This is a genomic window from Rhodococcus sp. AB351, assembly GCF_049538275.1.
Classification (GTDB): domain Bacteria; phylum Actinomycetota; class Actinomycetes; order Mycobacteriales; family Mycobacteriaceae; genus Rhodococcus.
Genome location: NZ_JBMVFW010000001.1, coordinates 134,070 through 160,319 on the forward strand (window position 1 = coordinate 134,070; position 26,250 = coordinate 160,319).

24 protein-coding genes and 1 pseudogene are annotated in these 26,250 nt (G+C 67.2%); 11 read left to right on the forward strand and 14 right to left on the reverse strand.

The features are described from left to right. Window positions 1-10: 10 nt before the first annotated feature. The 4 genes from benB to ACPCXD_RS00715 all read right to left on the reverse strand — a co-directional run bounded on the left by benB (window position 11) and on the right by ACPCXD_RS00715 (window position 4,429). Window positions 11-514, reverse strand: coding sequence for a benzoate 1,2-dioxygenase small subunit (gene benB / locus ACPCXD_RS00700; RefSeq protein WP_088898054.1), 504 nt, complete (start codon window positions 512-514; stop codon window positions 11-13). Between the two features lie 14 nt (window positions 515-528). Then, complete coding sequence (gene benA, locus ACPCXD_RS00705; RefSeq protein ID WP_088898053.1) at window positions 529-1,902, reverse strand: benzoate 1,2-dioxygenase large subunit; 1,374 nt, start codon at window positions 1,900-1,902, stop codon at window positions 529-531. A gap of 320 nt (window positions 1,903-2,222) precedes the next feature. Beyond that, window positions 2,223-3,215, reverse strand: coding sequence for a 2Fe-2S iron-sulfur cluster-binding protein (locus ACPCXD_RS00710; protein ID WP_423657885.1), 993 nt, complete (start codon window positions 3,213-3,215; stop codon window positions 2,223-2,225). A 2-nt stretch (window positions 3,216-3,217) separates the two neighbouring features. Next, window positions 3,218-4,429 (reverse strand): cytochrome P450, encoded by a 1,212-nt coding sequence (locus tag ACPCXD_RS00715; RefSeq protein WP_423657887.1) that lies wholly within the window; start codon window positions 4,427-4,429, stop codon window positions 3,218-3,220. Window positions 4,430-4,594: 165 nt separating this feature from the next. Between ACPCXD_RS00715 and ACPCXD_RS00720 the strand changes: the two genes are divergently transcribed. Beyond that, window positions 4,595-5,518: an AraC family transcriptional regulator gene (locus tag ACPCXD_RS00720; RefSeq protein WP_423657889.1), complete on the forward strand. Its 924-nt coding sequence runs from the start codon at window positions 4,595-4,597 to the stop codon at window positions 5,516-5,518. Window positions 5,519-5,596: 78 nt separating this feature from the next. On the opposite strand, the gene ACPCXD_RS00725 is transcribed toward ACPCXD_RS00720, so the two are convergent. The 3 genes from ACPCXD_RS00725 to ACPCXD_RS00735 form a co-directional block, all read right to left on the reverse strand. Further along, window positions 5,597-6,091: a hypothetical protein gene (locus tag ACPCXD_RS00725; protein WP_106201040.1), complete on the reverse strand. Its 495-nt coding sequence runs from the start codon at window positions 6,089-6,091 to the stop codon at window positions 5,597-5,599. A 90-nt stretch (window positions 6,092-6,181) separates the two neighbouring features. Continuing rightward, a complete protein-coding gene (locus ACPCXD_RS00730; protein ID WP_059382681.1) occupies window positions 6,182-7,795 on the reverse strand; it encodes a 4-hydroxyphenylacetate 3-hydroxylase family protein in 1,614 nt (537 codons plus the stop codon). 68 nt (window positions 7,796-7,863) lie between these two features. Then, the gene (locus ACPCXD_RS00735; protein ID WP_059382682.1) at window positions 7,864-8,430 is read right to left on the reverse strand and encodes a flavin reductase family protein; all 567 of its coding nucleotides are present in this window, start codon (window positions 8,428-8,430) and stop codon (window positions 7,864-7,866) included. Between the two features lie 254 nt (window positions 8,431-8,684). On the opposite strand from ACPCXD_RS00735, the gene ACPCXD_RS00740 reads away from it, so the two are divergent. Next, window positions 8,685-9,605, forward strand: coding sequence for an AraC family transcriptional regulator (locus tag ACPCXD_RS00740; RefSeq protein WP_423658811.1), 921 nt, complete (start codon window positions 8,685-8,687; stop codon window positions 9,603-9,605). Window positions 9,606-9,616: 11 nt separating this feature from the next. Here the strand turns inward: ACPCXD_RS00740 and ACPCXD_RS00745 are convergent, their stop codons facing one another. Next, a complete protein-coding gene (locus ACPCXD_RS00745) occupies window positions 9,617-10,414 on the reverse strand; it encodes an IclR family transcriptional regulator domain-containing protein (RefSeq protein WP_423657892.1) in 798 nt (265 codons plus the stop codon). Between the two features lie 193 nt (window positions 10,415-10,607). Between ACPCXD_RS00745 and catA the strand changes: the two genes are divergently transcribed. From catA to ACPCXD_RS00770, 5 genes are all read left to right on the forward strand, one after another. Then, complete coding sequence (catA, locus tag ACPCXD_RS00750; RefSeq protein ID WP_423657894.1) at window positions 10,608-11,459, forward strand: catechol 1,2-dioxygenase; 852 nt, start codon at window positions 10,608-10,610, stop codon at window positions 11,457-11,459. A gap of 152 nt (window positions 11,460-11,611) precedes the next feature. Then, entirely contained in the window at window positions 11,612-12,739 is a 1,128-nt protein-coding gene (locus ACPCXD_RS00755; RefSeq protein WP_106201043.1) for a muconate/chloromuconate family cycloisomerase, read from the forward strand. A gap of 37 nt (window positions 12,740-12,776) precedes the next feature. Further along, complete coding sequence (gene catC, locus ACPCXD_RS00760) at window positions 12,777-13,058, forward strand: muconolactone Delta-isomerase (RefSeq protein WP_064062455.1); 282 nt, start codon at window positions 12,777-12,779, stop codon at window positions 13,056-13,058. Window positions 13,059-13,092: 34 nt separating this feature from the next. Then, window positions 13,093-14,229, forward strand: coding sequence for an alkaline phosphatase family protein (locus ACPCXD_RS00765; RefSeq protein WP_423657896.1), 1,137 nt, complete (start codon window positions 13,093-13,095; stop codon window positions 14,227-14,229). A 75-nt stretch (window positions 14,230-14,304) separates the two neighbouring features. Further along, entirely contained in the window at window positions 14,305-15,273 is a 969-nt protein-coding gene (locus ACPCXD_RS00770) for an alpha/beta hydrolase (protein ID WP_423657898.1), read from the forward strand. A 4-nt stretch (window positions 15,274-15,277) separates the two neighbouring features. Here ACPCXD_RS00770 and ygiD read toward each other — a convergent pair whose 3' ends face one another. Next, complete coding sequence (gene ygiD / locus ACPCXD_RS00775; protein ID WP_085469907.1) at window positions 15,278-16,120, reverse strand: 4,5-DOPA-extradiol-dioxygenase; 843 nt, start codon at window positions 16,118-16,120, stop codon at window positions 15,278-15,280. A gap of 37 nt (window positions 16,121-16,157) precedes the next feature. Further along, on the reverse strand, window positions 16,158-16,994 hold the full coding sequence (locus ACPCXD_RS00780) for an alpha/beta hydrolase (protein WP_106201045.1): 837 nt from the start codon (window positions 16,992-16,994) through the stop codon (window positions 16,158-16,160). A gap of 130 nt (window positions 16,995-17,124) precedes the next feature. On the opposite strand from ACPCXD_RS00780, the gene ACPCXD_RS00785 reads away from it, so the two are divergent. From ACPCXD_RS00785 to ACPCXD_RS00795, 3 genes and pseudogenes are all read left to right on the forward strand, one after another. Next, window positions 17,125-17,871 (forward strand): oxygen-binding di-iron domain-containing protein, encoded by a 747-nt coding sequence (locus ACPCXD_RS00785; protein ID WP_085469905.1) that lies wholly within the window; start codon window positions 17,125-17,127, stop codon window positions 17,869-17,871. A 204-nt stretch (window positions 17,872-18,075) separates the two neighbouring features. After that, window positions 18,076-19,755: an ABC-F family ATP-binding cassette domain-containing protein gene (locus ACPCXD_RS00790; RefSeq protein WP_423657900.1), complete on the forward strand. Its 1,680-nt coding sequence runs from the start codon at window positions 18,076-18,078 to the stop codon at window positions 19,753-19,755. Continuing rightward, window positions 19,752-20,996, forward strand: a pseudogene (locus tag ACPCXD_RS00795) (MFS transporter); the annotation flags it as partial. The gene ACPCXD_RS00790 and the pseudogene ACPCXD_RS00795, both read left to right, overlap by 4 nt. A gap of 41 nt (window positions 20,997-21,037) precedes the next feature. Here the strand turns inward: ACPCXD_RS00795 and ACPCXD_RS00800 are convergent. From ACPCXD_RS00800 to ACPCXD_RS00810, 3 genes are read right to left on the reverse strand one after another with little or no spacing between them, the layout of a single operon-like run. Further along, entirely contained in the window at window positions 21,038-22,390 is a 1,353-nt protein-coding gene (locus tag ACPCXD_RS00800; protein ID WP_423657902.1) for an MFS transporter, read from the reverse strand. A 33-nt stretch (window positions 22,391-22,423) separates the two neighbouring features. Next, the gene (locus ACPCXD_RS00805; RefSeq protein WP_423657904.1) at window positions 22,424-23,404 is read right to left on the reverse strand and encodes a PDR/VanB family oxidoreductase; all 981 of its coding nucleotides are present in this window, start codon (window positions 23,402-23,404) and stop codon (window positions 22,424-22,426) included. A gap of 1 nt (window position 23,405) precedes the next feature. Next, complete coding sequence (locus ACPCXD_RS00810) at window positions 23,406-24,521, reverse strand: aromatic ring-hydroxylating dioxygenase subunit alpha (protein ID WP_277370512.1); 1,116 nt, start codon at window positions 24,519-24,521, stop codon at window positions 23,406-23,408. Window positions 24,522-24,650: 129 nt separating this feature from the next. On the opposite strand from ACPCXD_RS00810, the gene ACPCXD_RS00815 reads away from it, so the two are divergent. Further along, complete coding sequence (locus ACPCXD_RS00815; RefSeq protein WP_423657907.1) at window positions 24,651-25,238, forward strand: PadR family transcriptional regulator; 588 nt, start codon at window positions 24,651-24,653, stop codon at window positions 25,236-25,238. 93 nt (window positions 25,239-25,331) lie between these two features. Here the strand turns inward: ACPCXD_RS00815 and ACPCXD_RS00820 are convergent, their stop codons facing one another. Next, window positions 25,332-26,228, reverse strand: coding sequence for a LysR family transcriptional regulator (locus ACPCXD_RS00820; RefSeq protein ID WP_423657909.1), 897 nt, complete (start codon window positions 26,226-26,228; stop codon window positions 25,332-25,334). Window positions 26,229-26,250 lie beyond the last annotated feature (22 nt).

A 26,250-nucleotide genomic window follows, 5' to 3' on the forward strand; every position in this document is an offset into this window, starting at 1 on the left:
CGGGGTGGAACTAGACGACGTAGACGTCGACGATGTGGTGGATGTAGTCGTTCTTCAGGACGATCTTCTTCTTCTTGATCACCGGCTGTGCGCCCGAGACGTCGAGGGTGAGGAAGGTGGTTCCGAAGTAGGTGTCGGTGGTGTTGTAGCGGAAGTACAACGAGAACCAGTTGTGCCGCAGATCGATCTCGGTGCCGCGACGCTCGAGGATCTCGACGTTGGTGATGTTGTGTCCCGTGCGGGGTTCGGGCAGCGAGGTCGCCGACGAACGGTCGGTGCGGATGCGGAACACCCGGTCCTCGAGGCCACCGCGGTTCGGGTAGTAGATCAGCGAGATCTCGGTCTGCGGGTTCTCGGTGAGAGTGCCGTCGTCGTCCCAGGCCGGCATCCAGTACTCGGCGTCGGGGTGGTAGCACTCGAGCCACTGCTCGAACTCGCGGTCGTCGAGCAGCCGGGCCTCGCGGTAGAGGAACTGTTCGATGTCGGTCTGCGTGAATTCGTGTACGGCAGTCATGATTCCGGTTCCTCTCAGAGCGCGGACGGGTCGGCGGCGGAGCTCTCGGCGGCGATGGCCTCGCGCATCGCTTCGAGCCAGTAGCCGTGCTGGATCGGGTACAGGCCTTCGTCCTCGGTCTTCACACCGCTCGACAGCACCTTCGTCATCCCGAGATCCTTCGCGACCTCGTCGGGTCCGTTGAGGATGTGGGTCGCGCCACGGCTCATGTCGTTCCAGGGTGCGGCGGTCGCGAGGTAGGTCTTCTGGCAGGAGCGGAACTCCTCGAGATCGTCCGGGGTGGCCATGCCGGTCGCGTTGAAGAAGTCCTCGTACTGACGGATCCGGTTGGCGCGGGACTCGGCGCTCTCACCCTTCGGTGCGATGCAGTAGATCGTCACCTCGGTCTTGTCCACGGAGATCGGGCGGAAGTGCCGGATCTGCGAAGAGAACTGGTCCATGATGTACACGTTCGGGTACAGGCACAGGTTGCGCGACGCCCCGACCATGAACTCGGCCTTCTTCTCGCCGAACTCCTTCGCCAGCTCGTCCTTGCGCGGGTACAGCGGGCGGTCCTCGGGGTTGCCCCACCACATCCACAGCAGCAGATGGCCGTGGTCGAACGAGTAGTAGCCGCCGCCCTGCTTGCCCCAGGTGCCGGCGTCCATCGCCTTGGTCTCGTTGCTGGACTCACCGGCGGTGCGACGCGCGGTGGTCGCCGCGTAGTTCCAGTGGGTGGCCGAGACGTGGTAGCCGTCGGCGCCGTTCTCCGCCTGCAGCTTCCAGTTGCCGTCGTAGGTGTAGGTGGACGAACCGCGCAGCACCTCGAGGCCCTCGGGCGACTGGTCGACCAGCATGTCGATCATCTTCGTGGTGTCGCCGAGGTGATCCTCGAGCGACTTGACGTCAGGATTGAGGCTGCCGAACAGGAAACCGCGGTAGCTCTCGAAACGAGCGACCTTCCGCAGGTCGTGGCTGCCGTCGGTGTTGAACTGCTCGGGGTAGCCGGCGTCGCGGGGATCCTTGACCTTCAGCAGCTTTCCGTTGTTGCGGAACGTCCAGCCGTGGAAGGGGCACGTGAAGGTGGTGCGGTTGTCGGTCTTGCGACGGCACAGCATCGCGCCGCGGTGGCTGCACGCGTTGATCAGGCAGTGCAGCTCGCCTTCCTTGTCGCGGCTGATGACGACGGGCTGGCGGCCGATGTACGTGGTGAAGTAGTCACCGACGTTCGGGACCTGGCTCTCGTGGGCGAGGTACACCCAGTTGCCCTCGAAGATGTGCTTCATCTCGAGTTCGAAGATCTCCTCGTCGGTGAAGACGTCACGGCGGATCTGGTACCGCCCGGTGCTCGGGTCTTCGACGAGTGCGCCGTCGAGGCGAGTGCGCACGTGCTCCACGATGTCGGTCATGGGATCCTCCAGGTATCGGGCTTCGTTCCCGGGACGGACGGGGCGGTGTCCGACGCGGCCGAGCCTGTACTGAAGATTCGTGATGACCGGGTTCTTCCGGTCCGGCTCGACGCGATGTGTCCGGCGATATCTCCACGATGACAGCCTGTGGCTACGGTCACACCAGGCAAATGCCTAGGGATACCTAGGACCCCTGGGCGGAGGGCCGAAAGGCCCTCGAGCGACCGGAGGCGGAAAGACCCCTCGACACGGCCGTACCGCTCGTGCGCATCGCGGTGCCGGAGCAACGCGGGCGCACGAGCGGTACGAGGAGACGGTATTCAGCCGGCCGGGGTGAACCGTTCGCGCCGGATGCGCCGCGGCGACATGCGGCGACGCTTGAACGCCTTCACCGACGCCTCCACGAACGCGTCCGATCCGCAGATGTAACCGGTGAACTCCTTCGCGGACGCGACGTCCTCGAGGAAGGCGTCGGTGACGTAACCGTCGCGGTCTCCGCCGCTCTCCCTGCTCACGCAGGTGATGTAGCGGAAGCCGGGATGGCGGGTCTCCAGTTCGCGGAGGAAGTCGACGTCGTACAGATCCGCGCAGGTACGGACCCCGTGGTAGAGCAGGATCTGCCGGTCGGGGACGAGGGAGAGCGCCTGCCGGACGATCGCCTCGAGCGGGGCGAGGCCCGTCCCACCGCCGAGCAGGACGATCGGGCCGGTGCCCTCCGGATCGAAGGTGAAATCGCCGTACGGGCCGGTGACGGCTACTCGTTCACCCACCTCGATGCGCTCGAAGACCCATTCGCTCGCGACTCCACCGGGTTGCCGGCGGATGTGCAGTTCGAACTGCTTGGCCTCGGACGGCGGATTCGCGAGCGAGTACTGCCGGCGGATCTCGGTCCCGGGAACTGTCACCTCCACGTACTGCCCGGCCGAGAACTCGAGCGGTTCGTCGGCGGTGAGCAACACCTTGCGTGTGTCGGCAGCGATGTCGCGCACCTCGGCGACGGTGGCGACGACGTCGCGCAGCACATGCGTGCCGGCGGATCCCTCCGTTGCCGGGGTCTCGAAGACGACGTCGCCGCGCGGGGTGGCCTGGCACGCGAGGACGAATCCGGCCGCGAGTTCGTCGGCGGTGAGCGTCTCCTCCGGCGAGTTCCGATGATCGAGTTCGCCGTCGAGGACCTTGATCTTGCAGGTACCGCAGGTGCCCTGGTTGCAGGAGTTGGGCATCCAGTTGCCGTTGCGCAGGAACGCTTCCAGCACCGTCCGGCCGGGTTCGCAGGGAACGACGCCGGTGTCCGCGGTCAGTGTGTACGACATGGTCAGATCTCCCACCGGGCGTGCAGGGTCTTCGGGCCGCGAAAACCCCAGCCCCAGAACTCGACGTCCTCGGAGGTGTCCCGCTCGAGATTGGGGATGGTCTCGAGCAGTTCTTCGAGACCGATGCGGCTCACGTTGTTCGCGAAGTAGATTCCCGCGCAGGCATGCTTGCCGGCACCGAAGGCGAGGTGGGGGAGCGGCGGGCGGGTCAGGTCGTAGCGGCTGGGGGCGTCGAACACGTCGATGTCGTGGTTCGCCGACCCGTAGGACAGCATCACCACCGAACCCTCGCTGAACTCGATTCCCGACACGACGGTGTCGCGCTTGGCGATACGTGCGGTGCCGGACCAGATCGGGGAGGTCCAGCGCATCCCCTCGGCGATCGCGCGGGGGATGAGCCCCGGTTCGTCCACCACGGCCTCGAACTGCTCGGGGCGGGTGAACAGGCCGGCCAGGGTGGAACTCATCGCGTCTCCCGGTTCCTGCATGGCACCGAGGAGGAAGACGTACAGCGTCGGGTAGATGTAGTCGCGGTCCCGCGTCTGCCCTTCGGGCATCCCGTCGTGCAGCCAGTGCGAGATGGCGCTGTCGTCGGGATGCTCGATCCAGTGGTCGATCAGCGGATCGACGACGGAACGGATCTCCTCCTTGGCGCGGTCGCCCTCGTCGAAACGTTCCTGGCTCAGGAAGTTTCCGTCCTCGTCCATCGCTGCGTTGGTGAACGAATCCGACAGCTTGTGGAACCATTCGCGCAGTTTGTCCGAACTGACGTCCTTCAGTCCGAGCAGGTCTCCGAGCGACCGCACACTCACCGGCTCGCAGAACTGGGCCACGAGATCGGCTCTGCCGTCGGCTTCGAACGCCTCGACGTAGCGTCGTGCGATCGGGCGGACGAGATCCTCGATCCAGCGGTCCACCTCGGCGGGCTGAAGGGCGGGTTCGACCATCGACCGCAGGTCGCGGTGAATGTCGCCGTTGACGCCGATGATCGCGGGATGACCGAAGGTGCGGCCACCGGCGGGGGTGATGATGCCGTCGAAGTCGTCGCCGGCCGCGACCGCACGGCACGCTTCGGTCGTGGACGCCACGTAGGCGCCGAGGACGGGCACGAAGGCGATCGGAGCTTCGGCGCGCAAGCGCTCGTAGACCGGGTACGGATTGCGCTCGAGTTCTTCCATGGTGATCTCGTCGAGCCACGAAAGAGTGCTGGTCATCGGTGTACCTCCGGGTCGGGAGCCGTCCGGCGACGGCCGGGCCGTTGTTGACGTGGCCAGGACCATACGAGTCGGCCGACGGGCCGGTCGATGCACATTGCGCGGTCCCTGGACGAATCACGCGACTATGTGATCCAGGTCTCGGCAGCGGTTAGTCTCGAAGGCGTGAGTGTGCCCGAGATCGAGGACTGGGACGACGCCTCGCGCGTCGTGGCGGACGTGTACTTCCCGCACCGGTTGACGGACCTCGGAAAGGTGGATCGTCCTGAGCTCGAATTGGTCTCGGCCGATCTCGGAGGCGTCACGATCGGCCGGATGAGCTGGGGAGCGGATGTCGCGATCGAATGCGATTATCCCGGTGCCTACGAGGTGAACATTCCGCTGAGCGGGCGGCTCGAATCGCAGGGGCGCTCGGGCACCGTCGTCTCCGAACCCGGCTCGGCGACGGTGTTCCGCGCGGACACCCCGTCGCTCATCACACGGTGGGACGCCGAATGTTCGGTCCTCGGAATCAAGTTCGATCGAGATCATCTCGAACGCGAAGCGGACCGCATCCTCGGTGGTCCGTTGCGGTCGCGCCTCGAACTCCCCGACCGCCTCGATCTGCGGGGGTCGGCGCAGGAATGGCACCGCCTCGTGGCATCGCTGAGCGAGCAGCTCGCCGGGCCGACCCGGGTGCTCACGAATCCTCTCGTGTCGGCCCAGCTCGGCGGTGCGGTCACCACGGCCTTCGTCCTGGCGGTCGCGCCGGCCGACGACGTGTCACCGGCACCCCGCCCGGGCATGGTCCGGCGGGTGTTGAACGCTCTGCAGGAGGATCCGGGTCGTGTCTGGACGGCAGCCGACATGGCGGAGATCGCCGGAACCAGTGTGCGCAGGTTGCAGGAGGCGTTCTCCGAGTACGTGGGCAGCAGTCCGTCCGCGTGTCTGCGCGACATCCGGCTCGATCGCGCCCACGCGGATCTCGCTGCTGGGGGAATCACGGTGGCAGATATAGCTTTTCGGTGGGGTTTCAGCCATCCGGGACGTTTCGCCGCCGCCTTCCGGAAGCGGTACGGCGTCACCCCCACGGAAGTCCTGAGGGGTTGAGCGCATGCGGACACGGACGCACGGAGGCGGGTGACGACCTCGTGGTCGTCACCCGCTCGTGCGTCCTCCCCGGACCGCTCAACCGAACCAGAGGATCGGTGTGGGCCGATCGAACGACAACTCGGGGAAGTCATCGTCCGCGACCGGCGTCCGCAGGCGTCGCTCGACGTAGTCCAGACCGTTGCTGCGCATGTACTCGATGCAGGACACCGTGTACCCGACGGGGTCCGTGCGCGTACCGACGATGGGGCGGAACAGATTCGGGAATCCGTGCACCGTCAGGGCATCGCGCTCGAGCGCGGCGCCGTCTCGGCCCTGCAGTGTGAGGCCACCGTGCCCGTCGACGACGAACTTCGCTCGGCCGACGACGGTGCCGCCGATGAGGATCTCCCATCGATGGTCGATGTCGTCGTAGCGGACGGTGCTCGCGGTGCCGATCTCGTGGACCGCCAGCCGTAGTTCGTCGCGCAACCGGGCCGAGACCCGCTGGGAGGCGAAGGAGCGTCCGAGGACCACCGCGTCGAATTCCGGTGCAGGGGGATGGGACACGGAGGTCGAAGCGGTCGTGGTCATCTCGGACGCTCCTTCGCAGTGGGTGGATGTTGGGGGCCGCGCGCGGACGGGCAGGAGAACGGAGATCATCCGCCCGCGCGCGGGAGTCGGTTACTTGTAGAACGCGCTGACGTCGGAGTTGCCGATCATGTCGGGCACGGTCCAGCCGTCGAGGTCGTACTCGCTCATGAACTGCTCCGCGAAGCCCTTCATGGAGGCGACGTCGCCGCGACCCTCGGCCGCGAAGAGGAGCTCGGCCTTGACGTTCTCGTGGTTGCCGGCGTAGTTCCGCTCGTAGAGTTCGTGGCGGCCACCGAACTCGGAGCCGATCGAATCCCATAGTGCCTTCATGACCTTCACGCGATCGACGGCCTGGATGCCGTCGGAGCCGCGGACGTACTTGTCGAGGTACGGGCGCACGTCGGGGTTCTTGAAGTCGGCGGCGGACGAGGGCAGGTAGATCAGGCCCGAGGCGACGTCCTGTTCGATGATCTCCTTGATGCGCGGGTAGCCCTGCATCGCGAACATGCGGTAGGTGAGGCCGTATTCGAGCTTGGGGATGACGGTGCCGTCGATCCACTGCTCGGGGTTGTTGACCATGGCGTCGGAGAGCGACCAGAACAGGTTGCGCCATCCGATGACCTCACCGACGCGGGTCTGCACGCCGCGGAATCCGCCGGCGCCGGTGGCGTCGAGGGCCTTCATGAGCAGACCGGCGATGAAGTCGAGCTTGACCGCGAGTCGCGTGCAGCCCTGCAGCGTGAAGCGCTGGAGGAAGCCGGAACCACCGAGGAAGTTGTTGATCTTGTCGACGTCCCCGTACATGAAGACGTTCTCCCAGGGCACGAGGACCTTGTCGAAGATGAAGATCGCGTCGTTCTCGTCCAGTCGCGAGGACAGCGGGTAGTCGAACGGGGAGCCCGCGACGTTGGCGTTCTGCGAGTAGGAGGCGCGCGAGATGAGCTTGATGCCGGGTGCGTCCATCGGCACCGTGCAGATCAGCGCGAATTCCTTCTTCTTGATCGGCAGACCGTAGTGGGCGATGAAGTTGTAGTTGGTGATCGCTGAGCCGGTGGCAACGACCTTGGCGCCGGAGACGATGAGGCCGGCGTCGGTCTCCTTCTCGACCTTCATGAACACGTCGCCGACCTGGTCCGGCGGGAGCGAGCGGTCGACCGGCGGGTTGATGATCGCGTGGTTCCAGTACAGGACCTTCTCCTGCGACTCGCGGTACCAGCGCTTCGCGTTGTCCTGGAAGGGGGAGTAGAACTCGTCGTTCGCACCGAGGGTGCCGAGGAAGGAGGCCTTGTAGTCGGGGCTGCGACCCATCCAGCCGTAGGTCATGCGGGCCCAGGCGGCGATGGCGTCGCGGTCGGCGCGCAGGTCGTCGGCGGACTTCGGGGTGCGGAAGAACGGCATGGTCACGCCGCCGTTGCCCGTGTCGGTGGGGGTGGTGAGGGTGTTGACGTGCTCACCGGTGTGGAGGGCGTCGTAGAGGCGCGCCGTCATCCGGATGGAGTTGCGGAAGGCCGGATGGTTGGTGAAGTCCTTGACTCGCTCACCGTGCAGGTAGATCTCGCGGCCGTCGTCGATGGAGGCGATGTACTCGTCGCCGGTCATCGGGCGGGAGGCGAAGTTCTTCTGCTGGTTGGCCGGGTGGTCTGCGGCGACGTTGACCTTGGAGCGGTCGACGGTTTCCGTGGGCCGGGGCTCGGTGGTGGTCATGGAGTTTCTCCTTGTCCGGTGGGGATGAAGAGGGTTCGGGCGGACTGTGTCTCGGGCGCGGACCGGGTTCAGACGTGAGCCGGGGCGAGTTCGAACGGCACGAAGCGGGTCTGGGAGTCGAACCATCCGCTGTGCGGGTCGTCGAGCGAACCGTTCCACGCGGTGGACGTGCTCGGGGCGCCGAGATCGTGGAAAGTGCTGCGGTAGAACAGGAGCGGGTCTACCGTCTCGTCGAAGGTGGCGTCGACGATCTCGCCGATGTAGATGATGTGGTCGCCGCCGTCGTATTCGCGCCAGGGCGTGCACGACAGTGTCGCGGCGGTGCCGGCGAGGATCGGGGCGGTGGGGCCCTGCTCCCAGACCGGCTCGGGCGACTGGGGGCGTCCCGCGAAGTGCAGTGCGGTGTCGAGCTGGTTTGCGGCGAGGATGTTGACCGCGAACGGCGCGTCGGACAGGAACCGGCAGGCCTTGGAGGTGCGGGTCAGGGTGACCTGGCACAGGCGGGGCTCGAGCGAGACGGCGGTGAAGGCGGTGACGGTCGCGCCGTGGGGCTCTCCGTCGCTGTTCGCGCAGGTGATGACGGTGACGCCGCTGGCGAACTGTCCGAAGATGTTGCGGAGTGTGCGCTGATCCATGTCTGCGTCCTCCTGTCCGGTGCGGGTTGTGGTGGACTTCGATTCGATGTGACACAGACCATATGGACGTCGTGGAGCTTGTGCGATCCAGTGAGCGCGGTCACTATCCACCTAGCGCGGTGAGTGGGCCGAAGGGCCCTGTTTGCCTAGGACCGTGTTCCGCATCACACTGGATCGCACGCGCTCGAACCACACGGATGCGCAGGTCGGAGCGCCGACGACGAGCTGGAAACGAAGGTGAGGGGCCGATGGCAATGGAGCCGACTCCGGGGCCGGTCGATTGGGAAGAGGTGGAAGAGGTCGTCTCGAATGCCTATTTCGAGCACGAACTGACGCCGCTCGACGACGTCGCGCCCTCGCTCCGGCTCCGCACGCTGCCACTCGGGCCGATCCGTCTCGCGCGCATCGGCTGGGGAGCAGCGGTGTCGATCCGCAGCGAACATCCCGGGGCGTACGCGGTGAACATTCCGATCGCCGGTCGGATCGCCGCCGGCAACGGGTTGGTGTCGGAGGTCGGGCACGCCGCCGTCTTCCGTCCCGACACCGCAGCTCCGGAGCAGAAGTGGACGAACGACTGCGAGATCGTCGGGATCAAGCTCGAACGCGACTATCTGCAGCGCGAGATGTCGCGCATCCTCGCCCGTCCCGACCTGCAGCTCCCGAACCGGGTGGATCTGACGACGCAGGCGGGCCAGAGCTGGATGACGCTGTTGCGCTCGGTCGTGGAACAGCTCAAAGCGGACGAATCGCTCTGGCGGAATCCGCTTGTCGCAGAGCAGTTGTCGGGCGCTCTGACTACCTCGTTCATCCTCGCGGTCATGCCGGAGGACGCGGATCCGACCGGCGGTGCGCGTCCGCGCCTCATCAAGCGTGTCCTCGACCGGTTGCACGAGGATCCCGCCTCGGCGTGGACCACCGCGGAGATGGCCGAGGTGGCCGGTGTCAGTGTGCGGCGCCTGCAGGAGGGCTTCCGCGAGTATCTCGGGGTCTGCCCGCGCGATTACCTGCTCGACCTGCGCCTCGAGCGCATCCACGAGGAACTCGCGGTGGGCGACGCGACGGAACTGTCGGTGACCGATGTGGCTCTGAAGTGGGGCATCACCCATACCGGCCGGTTCGCGGCGGCCTACAAGCGCAAGTACGGGGTGGCGCCCTCGGTCACGCTGCGCGGGTGACCGGGGAGTCGTCAGTTGTGGCGGTAGCCGAGCTCGCTGCTGAGCCTTTCCGCGCAGTTCACGACCCTTTTCGCGGCAAGATCGCGGAACGAATCGAGGGTGTGGCGACCGGTCGACGTCGAGCACGCGAGCACTCCGACGGCGCAGCCGGAGGGGTCGAAGACGGGGGCGGCGATCGTGATGAGCCCTTCCTCGAGCTCGGCGGAGGTGATCGCGTAGCCGCGGTTGCGCACGTGGGCCAGTTCGGCGCGCAGGTCGTCCGGGTTGTCGATCGTCGCGCTCGTGAGCCGTACGAACTCGGTCTCCTCGAGCACGCGGTCGACGAGTTCGCGCGGTGACCAGGCCAGCAGCGCCCGGCCCATCGACGTCGCGTAGGCGGGGACGCGGGTGCCGACGGAGACGTTGATGCTCATGATCCGGCGAACCGGGACGCGTGCGGCGTAGACGACCTCGGTGCCGTCGAGTACGCCGAGGGATGCGGATTCGTTGGTGTGCTCGGCGATCTCGACGAGTTTCGGCAACGCCGAGTCCACGAGGGTGTGGGATTCGGTGTAGTGCCGGCCGATGCTGAGCACGCGCGGAGTGAGCGCCCACCGCGTACCGTGCGACGTGACGTAGCCGAGTTTCTGCAGGGTGAGCAGGATCCGGCGGACCGCGGGTCGCGACAGGTCGGTCTTGGCGGCGAGCTCGGCCAGGCTGGGGTTGGGGTCCTTGTCGTCGAAGGCGTGCAATACCGCGAAACCACGCTCGATGCTCTGGATGAAGTCCCGATCGTTGCTAGGACCATTACCTAGGTCGATACTCGGCATCCTGCCTCCTACCTGCGTACTTGTTGATACTGCCCGATCCGGTGTTGACAAGCTGTGTGACACCACGCACAGTATGTGGTGTACGCACTGCGATACACAAGTACGCACAGCGTACAGACCGGTGATCACCGCAGCCCCCGTGTCGCACCGGCCCCACACTTCCCGATAGTTCAGTCCCTCACGAGGAGAGCCCATGACCACCATGGAGAACCCCACCGCCCACGGGTCCGGCAACGCTGCGACCGACAAGTTCAAGTCCGAGCGGGTCACGTCCGACACCTCGGTCGAGCGCGCGTCGGCGATCTTCCAGGACGTGATCGGGGCTTTCGCCGACATCATCCAGAAGCACCAGGTCACCTACGACGAGTACCGCGTGCTCAAGCAGTGGCTGATCGACGTGGGTGAGTACGGCGAGTGGCCGCTGTGGCTGGACGTCTTCGTCGAGCACGAGATCGAGAAGGTGCACTACGAGCGCAAGGGCTTCGCCGGCACCAAGGGCTCCATCGAAGGCCCCTACTACGTGCCGAACAGCCCGAAGCTCCCGGCCAAGTGCACGATGCCGATGCGCGAGAAGGACAAGGTTGCTCCTCCGCTGATCTTCAAGGGCCAGGTCACCGACCTCGAGGGCAACGGTCTGCCCGGCGCCACCGTCGAACTGTGGCACGCCGACGAAGAGGGCTTCTACTCGCAGTTCGCCCCCGGCATCCCCGAGTGGAACCTGCGCGGCACCGTCGAGGTCGACGAGAACGGCAACTTCGAGATCACCACGCTCAAGCCGGCTCCCTACAAGATCCCGGCCGACGGCCCGACCGGCTGGTTCATCAGCTCCTACGGCGGACACCCCTGGCGTCCGGCCCACCTGCACCTCATGGTGAAGGCTCCCGGCAAGCGCGCCATCACCACCCAGCTGTACTTCAAGGGCGGCGAGTGGGTCGAGGACGACGTCGCCACGGCCGTCAAGCCCGAGCTCATCCTGGATCCGCAGCCCAACGCCGACGGCATCGACGAAGTGACCTACAACTTCGTGCTCGACCCCGAAGCGTGATCCGCACCGCGGAAACCGCCCGATCCGGCCCCCGCGCGCGAGTCGGTTCTGCGTAACGAATGCCGGTGCCCCACTGGGGTACCGGCATTCGTGCTGAATGCAGGGTCGACGTATTCCCCTGTCACACCCCGATCCGATTGTGAGCAATTCCGATGTCCGACCCCGATCTGAAGATCGCCTCCGTCACCACGACGATCATCGACGTACCTCTGATCCGACCCCACAAGTTCGCCACCACCACCGCGGAAGCGCAGCCGATCCTGCTCGTCGCGGTGACCACCGAGGGTGGCGTCACCGGTTACGGTGAGGGCGTCGTGCCGGGCGGACCGTGGTGGGGCGGCGAATCGGTCGAGACGATGCAGCAGATCGTCGACCGCTACATCGGGCCGTACATCATCGGGCGCGGGGCCGACGAGATCAGCGGCGTCATGGTCGATATCGAGCGCATCGTCGCCAACGCGCGATTCGCGAAGGCCGCCGTCGACGTCGCGATGCACGACGCGTGGGGACGCGCCCTGGGTGTGCCGGTCGCGTCGCTGCTCGGAGGTGCCTTCCGGACCGGCGTCGACGTACGGTGGGCGCTCGGTGCCGCGCCGCTCGAGGAGATCGTCGAGGAGGTCACCCACAAGCGTGAGCAGCGCCTGAACTACTCCTTCAAGCTCAAGATGGGCGCGCTCGACCCGGCAGTCGACACCGATCGCGTCGTCAAGATCGTCGAGGCGTTCGGCGGCGAGGTCGGATTCAGTATCGACGTCAACGCCCGCTGGGACCGCTTCACCGCGCTGCGCCACGTACCGCAACTCGTCGACGGTGGTGTCGAACTCATCGAACAGCCCACTCCCGCAGATCAACTCGATGTGCTCGCCGAAATCAACCGCCGCGTCTCGGCGCCGGTGATGGCCGACGAGTCCGTGCAGACCCCGCACGACGCGTACGAGGTGGCCAAGCTCGGCGCCGCCGACGTCGTCGCGCTCAAGACCACCAAGTGCGGCGGACTGCAGCGCAGCAAGCAGGTCGTCGCTGTCGCGAAGGCGGCCGGTCTGCGGTGCCACGGCGCGACCTCCATCGAAGGTCCCATCGGGACCGCCGCGTCCATCCACTTCGCGTGCGCCGAACCGGGGATCGACTACGGCACCGAACTGTTCGGTCCGCAGTTGTTCGCCGTCGAACTGCTGCAGAAGCCGCTCGACTACTCCGAGGGTCAGGTGCACCTGCCCGAGGGGCCGGGACTCGGCGTCGAACTCGACATGGACGTCGTGAAGAAGTACGCGCGTTCCTGACCCGCGCTCTCGTCAGAACAGAAGAAGGAGAAACATCATGGCACTGTTCCACGTTCGGATGGACGTCGACATCCCCCGCGATCTCGACCCCGACGTGCGCGCCGAGACCGTCGCGAAGGAGAAGGCGTACAGCCAGGATCTCCAGCGCCAGGGCAAGTGGCGGGAGATCTGGCGGATCGTCGGCCAGTACAGCAACATCTCGATCTTCGACGTCGAGTCGGCCGACGAACTGCACGAGATCCTGTGGAACCTGCCGCTGTTCCCCTACATGAACATCGAGATCATGCCGCTGACGAAGCACGGCTCCGACATCAAGTGACCCCAGGCGCAGGGGAGTGGCTCATACTCGGGTTATGAGCCTGCCGCTGCGCGACGTCTACGCCGAGCCGACCCTCGCCGACCTGATGCCGTCGGTGCTCTCGTCCGCGGGGGTCGCCGGTGAGACCAACCGACTCGATCTCACCCCCGTCGATCACACCGTCGTCCTGCTCGTCGACGGAATGGGATGGGAACTGCTGCAGCGCAACGCGAAAGCAGCCCCGTACCTGACGCAGGCGCCGGGGAGCCCGATGCGTGCCGGCTTCCCGACGACCACGGCCGTCAGCCTCGCCTCCCTCGGGACGGGCCTGCCCTCCGGTCTCCACGGCATCACCGGCTACCAGTCGTACGTCGACGAGATCGAGGCCCCGGTCAACTGGCTCCGCTGGACCCTCGCCGGAACCGCGATCGACCAGCGCGACGACCTCGTCCCCGAGACCGTGCAACCCCATCCGACGGTGTTCGAACGCGGCCGCGAGGCGGGCCTGAACGTCACCACCGTCGTGCCGAAGGCATTCGAGGGCAGCGGCCTCACCCGTGCCGTACTGCGCGGCGGCAACTTCGTCGGGGTCTCCGCCTACGGTGATCTGCTCGCGCAGGTCGTCGCCGCGGTGAGCGCCGGCGATCGCAGCCTCGTCTACTGCTACATAGGCGAGGTCGACACGCTCGGGCACGTCTACGGGCCGGAGTCCGCGGCGTGGCTCGCGCAGCTCACGGTGGTCGATCGTTTCGTCGAGCAACTCGCCGACACGCTACCGGCCGGCACCCGCCTGCTCGTCACCGCCGATCACGGCATGGTCGACGCCTCGCGTGGCCGTCGCATCGACTTCGACCACACCCCGGGTCTCGGTGAGGACGTCACCGTCATCGCGGGGGAACCGCGGTGCCGTCACATCTACACCGACCACGTCGACCGGGTCCTCGAACGCTGGCGCAATGAACTCGGCGACGACGCGTGGGTCGGCACCCGCGACGACGCGTTCGCGGCGTGCCTGTTCGGATCCGATCCCGATCCGGCGCTGACCAAGCGGATCGGCGACATCGTGGCCGTCGGTCGCGGCGAATCGACGGTGATCCGCAGCGACGGTGAGCAGGTCATGTCGAACCTGCCCGGGCAGCACGGGGCGTTGACCGACGAGGAACTGCTCGTGCCGCTGCTGCGGATCGGGTGACGCGATCGAGGTCCGGGACCGCCGGGTGTCGGAACTCTCGATGCCCGAACCGCATCGGTCACATAGTGTGTGCACATGCGTACCGATGCGGTGACCTGGCACGACCGCAGCAGTAGGGTCGCGCTGATCCTCCTGTGGGTGGTCCGGATCCTCTTCAAGCCGATTCTGAGTCTCTGGCCGAGCAACGACTTCGGCATCGCCGTGCTCGGCCGGCTGTCGTGGGTGGTCGACAGGATCACGCCCACGCCGCGCGCCGTGCACGTCACGCAGACCGAACTCGGCGGAGTGCCCGGGGAGCGGATCATCTCCCCGAAGCCGGTCGACGACCCGCTCGACGACGCCACCATCCTCTACTTCCACGGCGGCGGCTTCATCTTCTGCGGCCCGTCCACCCACCGTCAGCTGTGCGTGCAGCTCGCGCTCGATTCCGGCGCCCCGGTGTACTCGATGGACTACCGGCAGGTGCCCGCGGTGCCGATCGCAGGTTCGGTGCAGGACGCGATGAACGCCTACACCGCTCTGCTCGAGGTGGCCGACGATCCCACCCGCATCGTCGTCGGCGGCGACTCGGCCGGCGGTTATCTCGCGGCGAAGGTCGCCGAACTCGCCGCGCGTCGCGGCATTCAGCGACCGGCCGCGGTGATCGGCTACTCGCCGCTGCTCAACCTCGACCTCGACAAGCACGACCCGAAGTACATGGCCAAGGACGCCTACCTGCCGATCAAGGCCCTCGGGAAGATCCGGCCCCGCTGGTTCGCCGGCGAGGAGGCGATCGAAGGCGAGATGAACCCCGTCGACGCCGACCCCTCGCTGTTCCCTCCGATGTTCATGTGCGCCGCCGAATACGAGCTGACCCGGCCGGACGTGGAGATCATGACCGAACGACTCGCGTCGGCGGGACGGACCGTGGAGACACATCTGTGGCGTGGGCAGATCCACGCGTGGCCGGTCCTGGCCCGCGCGATCCCCGAGGCCATGGAACTGATCGGGCTCAGCACCCGGTTCGCGCGACGCGCGATCGTCGCAGTGGACGACGCTGCCTGAGCACTCACAGGTTGGTGTCGGGCGGCTCCGGGCTCTCGGGTAGTCCGGCGCCGTGGCCGTCCCCGTCGCGCGTCGGGTAGTTCCCGCCGATGGCGTAGGACGTCATCGACAACGATCCGTATTCGACGCCGTCCACGAGGATCGCCGGTTGTTCCCCGGACTCGGCGGCCAGACCCGCGACGTACAGCAACGGCAGGAAATGGTCCGGGGTCGGCACCGCGTGGCGGTAATCGGGATGCTCACCCAACGTAGCGGCGTCGCCGGGACGGTTGCGTAGGACGGCGAAGGCGTCCTCGTCGAATCGGTGCGCCCAGTCGAAGCCCGCCTCCGGGCGCCGCGGATCCATCGCGCCGAGATTGTGGACGACGTTGCCGCTCGCGACGATCAACACCCCGCGATCGCGGAGTCCGGCGAGACGGGCACCGAGATCGACGTGATAGTCGAGCGACTTGTATGCGTTGAGGCTGAGCTGCACCACCGGGACATCCGCGTCCGGGAAGGCGTGGGTGAGCACCGACCAGGTGCCGTGGTCGATGCCCCACGAATCGACGTCGGCACCGACCCACGTCGGATGGACGAGATCGGCGATCTCCTCGGCCAGTTCCGGAGCGCCCGGCGCCGGATACTCGACGTCGAACAACTCCTGCGGGAACCCGAAGAAGTCGTGGATCGTGCGCGGCGACCGCATCGCGGTCACCGCGGTCGCATTGATGAACCAGTGGGCGGAGATCGCCAGGATCGCGCGGGGCGTCGGCACGGACCGCCCGAACGCCGCCCAGGCCTGCGTGTACCGATTCGACTCGAGCGCGTTGAGTGGACTGCCGTGGCCGACGAACGCGACCGGCATGCGTGACGACACGCCCCCTCCTCCCGGTTGTCGAGCCTCAGTTGTCGAGCCGGGCCTTCAACCAGGCCGTCAGGTCGTCGAGCACGTGATCCTTCTCCGGCTCGTTGAACACCTCGTGGTACAGCCCGTCGTACAACTTCAGCGTCAGGTCCTTCGAACCCGCACGATCGGCGATGAGCTGCGCCCCGGCCGGATCGGCGAGAGCGTCGGCGGTTCCGTGCATGACCAGCAACGGCAACGTCAGGCTCGGAAGGCGCTGTTCGACGCTCTGCTCGTTGAGCACCAGCACCCGCGCGAGCCCGGCGGGCACGAGACCGTGATGCACGAGCGGATCGGCGTCGTACGCCGCGACCACCGCGGGATCGCGCGAGACCGCCTTACTGTCGAGCTTCTGCACCGGAACACCCGGCAGGAAACGCCCGATGAGCTTGCCGATCTCCACGACCGGCTTCGGCGTGCCCGACGTGACGATCACGGCCGGCCCCGACAACACGAGCGCGGCGAGCCGGTCCTGATGGTCGAGCGCATAGGCCAGCGCGATCGCCCCGCCCATCGAGTGACCGAGCATGAAGACCGGCAGACCGGGATGCGCATGGGTCGCCAGGTCGATCAGGCTGTCGAGGTCGTCCGTGAACTCGCGCATCTCCTGGGCGTGCACACGCTTGCCGCCCGACCGCCCGTGACCGCGATGGTCGGGGGAGTACACGACGAGACCGAGATCGGTGAGCCGCGCGACGACGTGGTCGTAGCGACGCGCGTGCTCGCCCAACCCGTGGCTGAGGATCAACACACCGGTGGGGGCCTCCGGCGACCACACGTCGTACACGATCGGGATCGCGCCGACGCCGGTGAACGACGATTCGGTGTGCTCCATGAGCGCCTCCTGCGGCCTCGTCGACAGCTGTTCCTCGCATCCTTGCACGAGTACCGGCTCGGAGGCTTGTGTCCGGCCGGAGACAGAGGCACGCTCGAAAGAAGGGGGGGTGCGACCGAGGAGACCTGTGATGGAAACCGAGATCACCGAGATCGCTCCGGATGTCTACCGCGTGTCCACATTTCTCGACGCGGCGAACCTGACGATGAACCAGTTCCTCGTGAACGGTGACGAGCCTCTGCTGTTCCATACCGGATATCGGGCGTTGTTCCCGTCGGTGTCGGAGGCGGTGGCACGGTTGATACCGCTGGATCGGTTGCGGTGGATCACCTTCGGGCACGTCGAGGCCGACGAGTGTGGATCGATGAACTCCTGGCTCGAAGTGGCGCCGGCGGCGGAGGTCGCCCACGGTGCGATGGGTTGTTTCGTCCAGGTCGCCGACCTTGCGGATCGTCCACCGCATCCCCTGCAGGACGGGGAAGTCCTGGACACCGGGCGCCGTCGGGTGCGGCACATCGACACCCCGCACGTTCCGCACGGATGGGATGCGGGTCTGATGTTCGAGGAGACGACATCCACCCTGTTGTGCGGTGATCTGTTCACGGCGTTCGGCAGGTATCCGGCACGGACGACGAGCGAGATCGTCGGCCCCGCTCTGCAGGCGGAGGACCTGGGTCGTGCGACGTGCCTGACCCCCGAACTCGGACCCACCATCCACGCGCTCGCGGACCTGCACCCGAGCACTCTCGCACCCATGCACGCCCCGGCCTACGAGGGTGACTGCGCCGCGACCCTCGAGGAACTTGCTGCGGCATACGAGGAACGGTTCGCCGCCGAGGCGGACGTGCGCCGTGGCCGAGGACCGAAATCCGATTGACGGTGCTCGGGCGCTCGGTACCCTGGAGATCATGATCCAGGCGCTCTACTTCCACTGACGACACCCCTTCCGCGGCTCGGACGTGCTCCGAGGTCGCGGTCCGAGCCGTACCCGAATACGGCCGCGTGTCCGGCCGTTCGTCAGCGAGCGCATCCTCCCACCTGTGATCCGGGGACGAGTGCGCCTCCGCCCGGAGGAAACCACATGACCATCAGCATCACCCTGCCCCGGCGCTCCCGCGCCCAACTCGGCGCCGTCGACGTCCACCTCGCTCGGGACGGCCATCCCGTCCTGCGCGGCGTCGACCTCGCGGTCACGCCGGGGTCCCGGCTCGGCGTCGTCGGCGAGAACGGACGCGGCAAATCCACACTGCTGCACGTGCTCGCCGGCCGCCTCGAACCGGACTCGGGGACCGTGCGCCGGTTCGGTTCGTTCGGCATCGCCGAGCAGGAGATGACCGTCGCGCAGGGGCGCACCGTCGGCGATCTCGTCGACATCGAGCTGGCGCACGTCCGCGCCGCTCTGCGTGCGCTCGACGAGAGCACCGCAGCGCTCGCCGACGAGCGTCCGGGAGCCGCCGACGCGTACGCCGACGCTCTCGAGATCGCCGAGCAACTCGACGCGTGGGACGCCGACCGCCGGGTCGATACCGCCCTCGAAGCGCTCGGCGCCGTCACCGACCGTTCGCGACCGCTGGCGGAGATGTCGGTCGGGCAGCGCTACCGCGTGCGCCTGGCCGCACTGCTCGGCGCCGAACACGATTTCCTGCTGCTCGACGAGCCGACCAACCATCTCGACGCGTCGGGACTCGACTACCTCACCGAACGCCTGCAGCAGACCCGCAGCGGCGTGGTCCTCGTCAGCCACGACCGCGCCCTGCTGACCGACGTCGCCACGTCGATCCTCGACCTGAACCCGAGCCGCGACGGTCGTCCGCGCCTGTACGGCGGGGGATATGCCGGCTTCCGGACTGGACGCGAGGCCGAATACGCCCGTTGGGTGAGCGAATACGCCCGCGAGCAGGCCGAGCGGGCCCGGCTGGAGTCGGACCTCGAATCCGCGCAGGATCGGCTCGTCACCGGCTGGCGGCCGGAGAAGGGCACCGGCAAGCACCAGCGTGCCACCCGTGCGCCGGCGCTCGTGCAGTCGGTGCACCGCCGTCAGGAAGTGCTGGACGACCATGCGGTGGCGGTACCGGTACCGCCGCTGCAGTTCTCGATGCCGGCGCTCGGTGCAGAGGCCGACGGGATCGACCCGGACACACCGTTGGTGCGCGTCGAGGACGTCATGGTGCGCGGCCGGCTCGACCGTCCGGTCAGCCTGGCCGTCCTCGCCGGTTCGCGGCTCGTCATCACCGGACCCAACGGCGCCGGCAAGTCGACGCTGCTCGCAGTGCTGGCCGGTGAGGTCGAACCGACGTCGGGGACCCGTGAGAGCGATCCCGTCGTGCGGATCGGGCGGCTCGCCCAGGAATCGCCGGCACCGTCGGCGGCGCGGGTGCAACAGGTCTACGACGCGCACGTCGGCGAACTGATCGTCGCCGGACTCGTCCCCGACCAGGGAGCCGTCGATCTCGACGAACTCGGACTGTTCACCGAACGCGACCTCGGCAAGCGGGTCCGTGACCTGTCGATGGGACAGCAACGACGCCTCGACCTGGCGATGGTGCTCGCCGCGCGACCGCACGTGCTGCTGCTCGACGAGCCCACCAACCACCTGTCGATCACGCTGGTGGACGAGTTGACCGACGCCCTGGGGGCAACCGACGCCGCGGTCGCCGTGGCCACCCACGACCGGCAGATGCGACGGGACATCGCCCACTGGCCGCACCTGGCGTTGGGGCTCGCCCCGAAGGAATGCACCCGGAAAGGACCGAAGCCATGAACGCTCGGGTGCGCGCACTGGCACCCCTGCGGCACCGCGACTACCGCCTGCTGATCGGTGCCGTCGCGGCGGAATTGTTCGCGGCCGGGATGTGGACGGTCGTGATGGTCTTCCAGGTGATCGCCATCCGCGACACCCCGACCGCCCTGTCGATGGTCGCGGCGTGCCTGAGCGCCGGCCTGCTCGCGTTCGCGCTCGTGGGCGGGATCGCGGCCGACCGGTTGCCGAAACGGGCCGTGCTGGTCGCGGTGCAGGCGGTGAACCTCGTGATGGTTTCTCTCGTGACGGCGCTGGCGCTCTCCGACGCGATAGCGCTGTGGCACATGGCGGTTGCGTCGGCGGTGCTGGGCGCGGGCACGGCGTTCTTCTTCCCCACCTACACCGCACTGTTGCCGAATGTGTTGCCCGCGGAGGAACTTCTCGCCGCGAACGGGATGGAGGGCGCGCTGCGACCGACCCTCCAGCAGGGCGCCGGACCGGCCGTGGCCGGAATGGTGGTCGGGGCGTTCATCCCGGCGACGGGCGCGTTCGTCGTCGCCGCCTTCCACGCGTGTGCGCTCGTGTTGTTGTTGTGCGTGCGCGTCCCCCGGGAACGGATGGAAGAGACCGAGTCGCAGGAGAAGACGAGTGTGCTCGCCGATCTGAAGGAGGGCATCTCCTTCACGATCACCACACCGTGGCTGTTGTGGACCCTGATCGCCGCGTGCGTCATGACCTTCGTCGTCATGGGACCGGTCGAGGTGTTGCTGCCGTTCATCACCCGCGAATTGTTCGACAACGGGGAGCAACGGTTCGGCACGATCCTCGCGGCCTTCGGTGTGGGTGGAGCCCTGGGTTCGTTGGCGGTGTCGTCGCGACCTCTGCCGCGTCGCTACCTGACCATCATGCTGATGTGCTGGGGTGTGGGAACTCTGCCGTTGGCCGTCTTCGCCTTCACGACGTCGTTCACGGTCATGATCATCGCGACGTTCGTCATCGGATTCGCCGACGCGGCGGGCATGGTCCTGTGGGGGACCCTGCTGCAGAGGCGCGTACCGCTCGGCATGATCGGCCGGGTGGCGAGCCTGGACTTCTTCGTCTCGCTCGCCCTCATGCCGGTGTCGATCGCGGTGACGGGACCGCTGTCCACGGTGGTGCCGCGGTGGGTGCTGTTCACCGTGGCCGGCGTGGCACCGCTGGTGCTGATGCTGATCGCGCTCGTCGCCGGCCGGATGTTCGCGGACGAGATCGCGAACCCCCTGGACACCGGCAACGAGCGCGTCGACATCGTGGTGGAACCGGCTCAGCGTGCCGAGTCGGTGGAGACGGCGGCAGGCACCGGCTCGGACGAGGCGTCCGCCGAGCGTGCCGGGCGCAGCGCGAACAGTGCCACCGCGGCGAGCACGACCACGCCGGCCACTCCGAAGTAGAGCTGTTCGGGCGTCCATCCCGCATCGAGGAGCACACCGGCCGCGGTCGGTGCGAGGATGGCGCCCGCTCGGCCGATGCCGATGGCGGAACCGACACCGGTGGCCCGCACCTGCGGTCCGTAGAGGGACGGCGCGAGGGTGTACAGGCCGGCGATGCACCCGTTGATGAGTCCGCCGATCAGGATGCCGAGCGCGAACGCCAGCGTCAGCGTCGAGATCGACATGATGAAGACGGTCATGGTCGCGGCGGCGGCGATGGTGAAGGTGAGCAGGACCGATCGGGTGGCCCAGCGGCTGGCGAACACTCCGAAGAGCACCGACCCGACGGTGCCGCCGAGGGTGAGCATCATGCCCGCCGTGGCGCTCTGGTCCTTCGTGAGACCGGCGGTTTCGAGCAGCGACGGCGTCCACGAGTTGACGAAGTAGAAGCCGAACATGGTGGCGAAGAAGGCCGCCCACAGCAGCACCGTCGAGCGGGTGTTGCTTCCGGAGAACAGGTCCGAGATTCGTCCTGCCCGCGGTGCCGCCTTGTCGCCCGAGCGGGTGAGCGCAGGGACCGGGCTCTGGCCGATGCGTCGCGCGATGCTGTTGACCCGGTTGAGATCGCCAGCACGTCCCCGGTTGGTGAGGAAATCGAGGGATTCGGGCAGCAGGACGACGAGGAGCGCGAGCACCAGACCGGTGAGGCCGGCACCGGTGACGAAGACTGCACGCCAACCGTATTCGCTCTGCAGACCGACGGCAGCCATGCCGCCGATCGTGGCGCCCACGCCGTATCCGGCGGTGTAGATGCTGATGGCCAGACCACGCCAGCGGGCCGACGAGTATTCGCTCGCGATGACGGTGGTGCAGGCGAGGACGCCGCCGATGCCGAGTCCGGTGAGGACCCGCCAGATACCGAGTTCCCACGCCGATCCGGCGCTCGCGGACAGCCCCATCCCGGCGGTGGCGAGCGCGACCGACATGAGGATCAGGGGCCGTCGGCCGATCCGGTCGGCCATCGGGGCGAGAGCGAGAGCACCGACGGCCATGCCGATCAGACCCGCGCTGAGCAGCACGCCGAGTTCCGATCCGCCGAGGCCGAAGTCACTGCCGATGCTCTTGGCGGTGAACGCCAGGGCCATGACGTCGAACCCGTCGAGGATGTTCAGCACGACGCACAGGGCGACGACCATCCATTGGTAGGGATGCATCGGCGAGGCGTCGATGCGTGCGCGAAGATCCATCGTGTTTCCTCGTGGTGTGAAAATGCGCGGTGGTCAGGGAAGGTCGAGCGTGACGACACCCGTCGTCGATCGGGGCGATGCCGAATCGCGCACCACGCGTGACACGCAGGCGCACATCCGACGCGAGGAGCGCTTCTGCTCCTCGCTGAAGAAGACATCGCGGTGGTCGACGCGACCGTCGAGCGAGGCGACGGAGACCTCGCACAGGCCGCATTCGCCCTTGCGGCAGTCGAACATCATGTCGACGCCGACACGCCGGAGGGCGTCGAGCATCGATTCGTCGGAACCGACGGTGGTGGTGACGTCGAGTTCGGGCACGGTGACCGTGAACTCCTCGGCGTCGAACCATCCACTGTTGCCGAAGGTCTCGTAGCGGAGGTTCGGCAGCGGCAGGTCGCGGTCGTGCCACCGGCGCCGCACGGCGTCCATGAGGCGGATCGGACCGCACATGTACAGCTCGGTGGTGTGGTCGACGCCGTCGACGAGCGCGGCGACGTCCAATCCTGTTCCCTCGTCGTCGATGTGGACGTCGAGACGGTCGCCGTGGAGGGCTTCGAGTTCCGGCAGGAAGGCCATCGCGGAGCGACTGCGACCGACATACACGAAGCGGTAGTCGGCACCGAGGCGGCGGAGGACGGCCCCCATCGCGCGGACCGCGGTGATGCCGATGCCACCGGCGAGCAGGACGTATTGCGGTGCGCCGACCCGCAGCGGGAAGTTCTGGAGCGGCTCGGTGATCTCGAGTTCGTCGCCGGGGCGCAGCGAGTGCATGTACTCGGAACCACCGCGCGAGGTGGGGGAGCGGTGGACGCCGAGTGTGAGGCGACCGTCCGGACCACCCGCGGCGAGGGAGTACGAACGCGTGTCTCCCGAGGGGAGACGCACGTCGATGTGGGCGCCGGGTTCGACGCGGTGGGCGGTGTCGGCGGCGAGGGTGATCTCGGCGATCGAATCGGCGGCCCGCTCGACACTCACGACTCGGGCCCGCTGCCAACGGATCTGGTTGTTGCTCATGTCAGCGGGCTCCCTGGGGGGCGGCGGTGGCCGAGGTGAGGTTCCGCTCCGCTTCGACCATGCGCTGGATCAGGCGTCGCACCCACATGCCGCCGGCGTCGATGTTGAGGTTGTAGAACTCGTGATCCGGGTTCGCCTCGATGGCCTTCTGCTGCGCGGTGAGCATCGCCTCGTCCTCACCGAACACGCCGTGCACGCCGTCGCGCAGCTGCGTGGTGATGAGCTGGCTGTCGAGACGGTAGTTGCGCATGAACGCCCAGAAATACAGGGCGGTGCTCTCGTCGACGGGGGAGATGGTGTTCATGACGAAGCCGTTGACGCCCTGGCTGCGGTCGCCCTCGGGGGCACCGGTGCCGGCCTTGGCCACACCGACATCGATGCGGATCGTGGACGGTGCCTGGAACTCGATGATCTGCCAGCGGTCGACCTTGCCCTCGAAGCCGGGGAACTTGTCGCGCATGTTCTTCAGCCAGAACGGCGGTGCGTCGATGTCGTGCATCCAGCGGGTGACCGTGACGGTGCGGTCGTCGTGGGTGACGACGAAGTCGGACTCGCTCAGTTCGTCCTGGCCGATGGACGACGAGTGCACGAACTCCTCGTGGGTGAGGTCCATGAGGTTGTCGAGGACGAGCTGGTAGTTGGCCTGCACGTCGATCGTGCGTCCGTCGCCCGCCCAGTCGGGGGAGTCCATCTGGAACATGTCCGGGATGAGCTCGGGATCGGCCTGCGTCGGATCGCCCGGCCAGACCCACACGAAGCGGTGCCGCTCGACGACGGGATAGGACGCCACCATCGCGGACGGATTGATCGTCTGCTGGGCGGGCATGTGTGTGCAGCGACCTGCGGAGTTGTACTGCAGACCGTGGTAGGGGCACTGGATGCCCTCGCTACCGATGAGCTTGCCCATCGACAGTGGCGCCAGGCGGTGCCAGCAGGCATCGGCGAGGGCGACGGGACGGCCTTCTTCGGTGCGGTAGAGGGCCATCGGCTTGCCGGCGATGGTGCGGGCGAGGATCTCGCGGCGACCCACCTCGTGATCCCAGGCGACGACGTACCAGGCGTCGAGCGGGTAGGCCATGTTCTTCGCGGTCGCCCCGGTGGGGCCGAGATCGGTCATGTCGGATCCTCCGAACACTGAAGGTGAAATAACTATCTACATAGATAGTTGGTGAGCTGGGGCACAGACTATCTATCGATATAGTTATTCGCAAGGGTGGAATACTCGCCCGGGGAAAGGTGGTGGTCCATGAGCCTGCGATACGCGCTGCTCGCGTTGCTCACCGCCGAGCCTCTGACCGGCTACGACGCGGCGAAACGGTTCGGTGGGTCGGTCGGGCACGTCTGGCATGCGCCCGACTCGCAGATCTACCCCGAACTACGCCGGATGGAGCGCGAGGGCCTCGTCGAGGGCGAACAGGTGCGCTGGGGTCCCAATAGCACCAAGACCCGGTACTCGATCACCGACGAGGGCATCCGGGCCTTCCGCGAGTGGATGTCCACTCCGCTGGACTACGCCCCGGTGCGCGACGCCGCCCACATGCGCGCGGCCTACTTCGAATGGGCCGACCCCGACAGCGCTCGCGAGTGCCTGCAGCGGCACATCGACCACTACACCGAACAGATCGCCCAGTGGACCACGGTGCGCGACGCGATCCTCGACCTCAGCAACGCGACCATCGCACGACGCGTGCAGAAGTATCCGGCCGAGGACCACGAGCGGATCATCGCGTTCAAGGCGTTCGCGTACGACGGTCTCATCGGCCGGGGCGAGGCCGAGATCGCGTGGGCACGCCAGGGGCTCGAACTCCTCGACAAGCTGTCGCCGCGTAACTGAGTCGCCCGGGACCCAGCGACGCGCGAAGTGGTCAGCGGAGCGCGGAACTGCGCGCACCGATGACCGTTTCGCGCTCCGATGTGGGCGGTCTGATCAGGGCGTGCTGTCCGTCGGCGGAACGATCGAATGTGCGAGCGCCCGCATGAGGAACTCGAGTTCGGGATTGGGCGTCGCGTTGCTCCGCACCACCCCGCACACCGGCACCTGCAGCCGGTGGTGGATCTCGCGCATGAACTTCAGCCCCTTGCGGGGAGTGTCGGCCGCGGTGCCGGCGTAGAGCACGGTCCACGCCCTCGGGTTGGTGAGCACCTCGAGAGTCGCGGTGTGGTCGCTCGCGATCGGCGGTCCGAGGCGCACGCGACGACCGACCTCGACGAAGGCATCCTCGACCACGCGGTGCAACAACACCTGGTTGCCGCGCGGCGGCAGCAGCAGCGGGTAGTGGGCGAGATCGCCGAGGTCGACGGTGGAGAACGCCGACAGCGGGTGCTCGCTCGACGTGACGATGACGAGTTCCTCGATGCCGAGACGGATCGCCTCGAGCCCCGGGCGGTCGACGTCGCCGCGGATGAGCGCGAGATCGGCATCCCCGGACGCGACGGCGTTGACGCGGTCGGTGAAGTCCTTGATGACGAACTCCACGTCGATCTTGGGGTGACGCTCGCGGACGCTGGAGATCGCGTCGAGGCTCTGCGACGCGAAGCTCATGTTCGCCGTGATGCGGATGCTCTCCCGCGGTTCGTGGCCCACTTCCAGGGCCTTCGCTTCGAGGCTGAGCACTTCGGCGGCGATCGGCATCAGGCGTCGGCCGGCCGAGGTGAGCTTGACCGAACGGGTGGTGCGGTCGAACAGGGTGGTGCCCAGTTCGTGCTCGAGCTTCGCGATCTGATGGCTGATCGCCGACTGTGAGATGAAGCAGCGCTGGGCGGCACGGGAGAAGCTGCCCTCCTCGCCGACGGCGAAGAAGTAGCGCAGCTGACGGAAATCCATGGCTCCTCCGGGGAATGTGCCA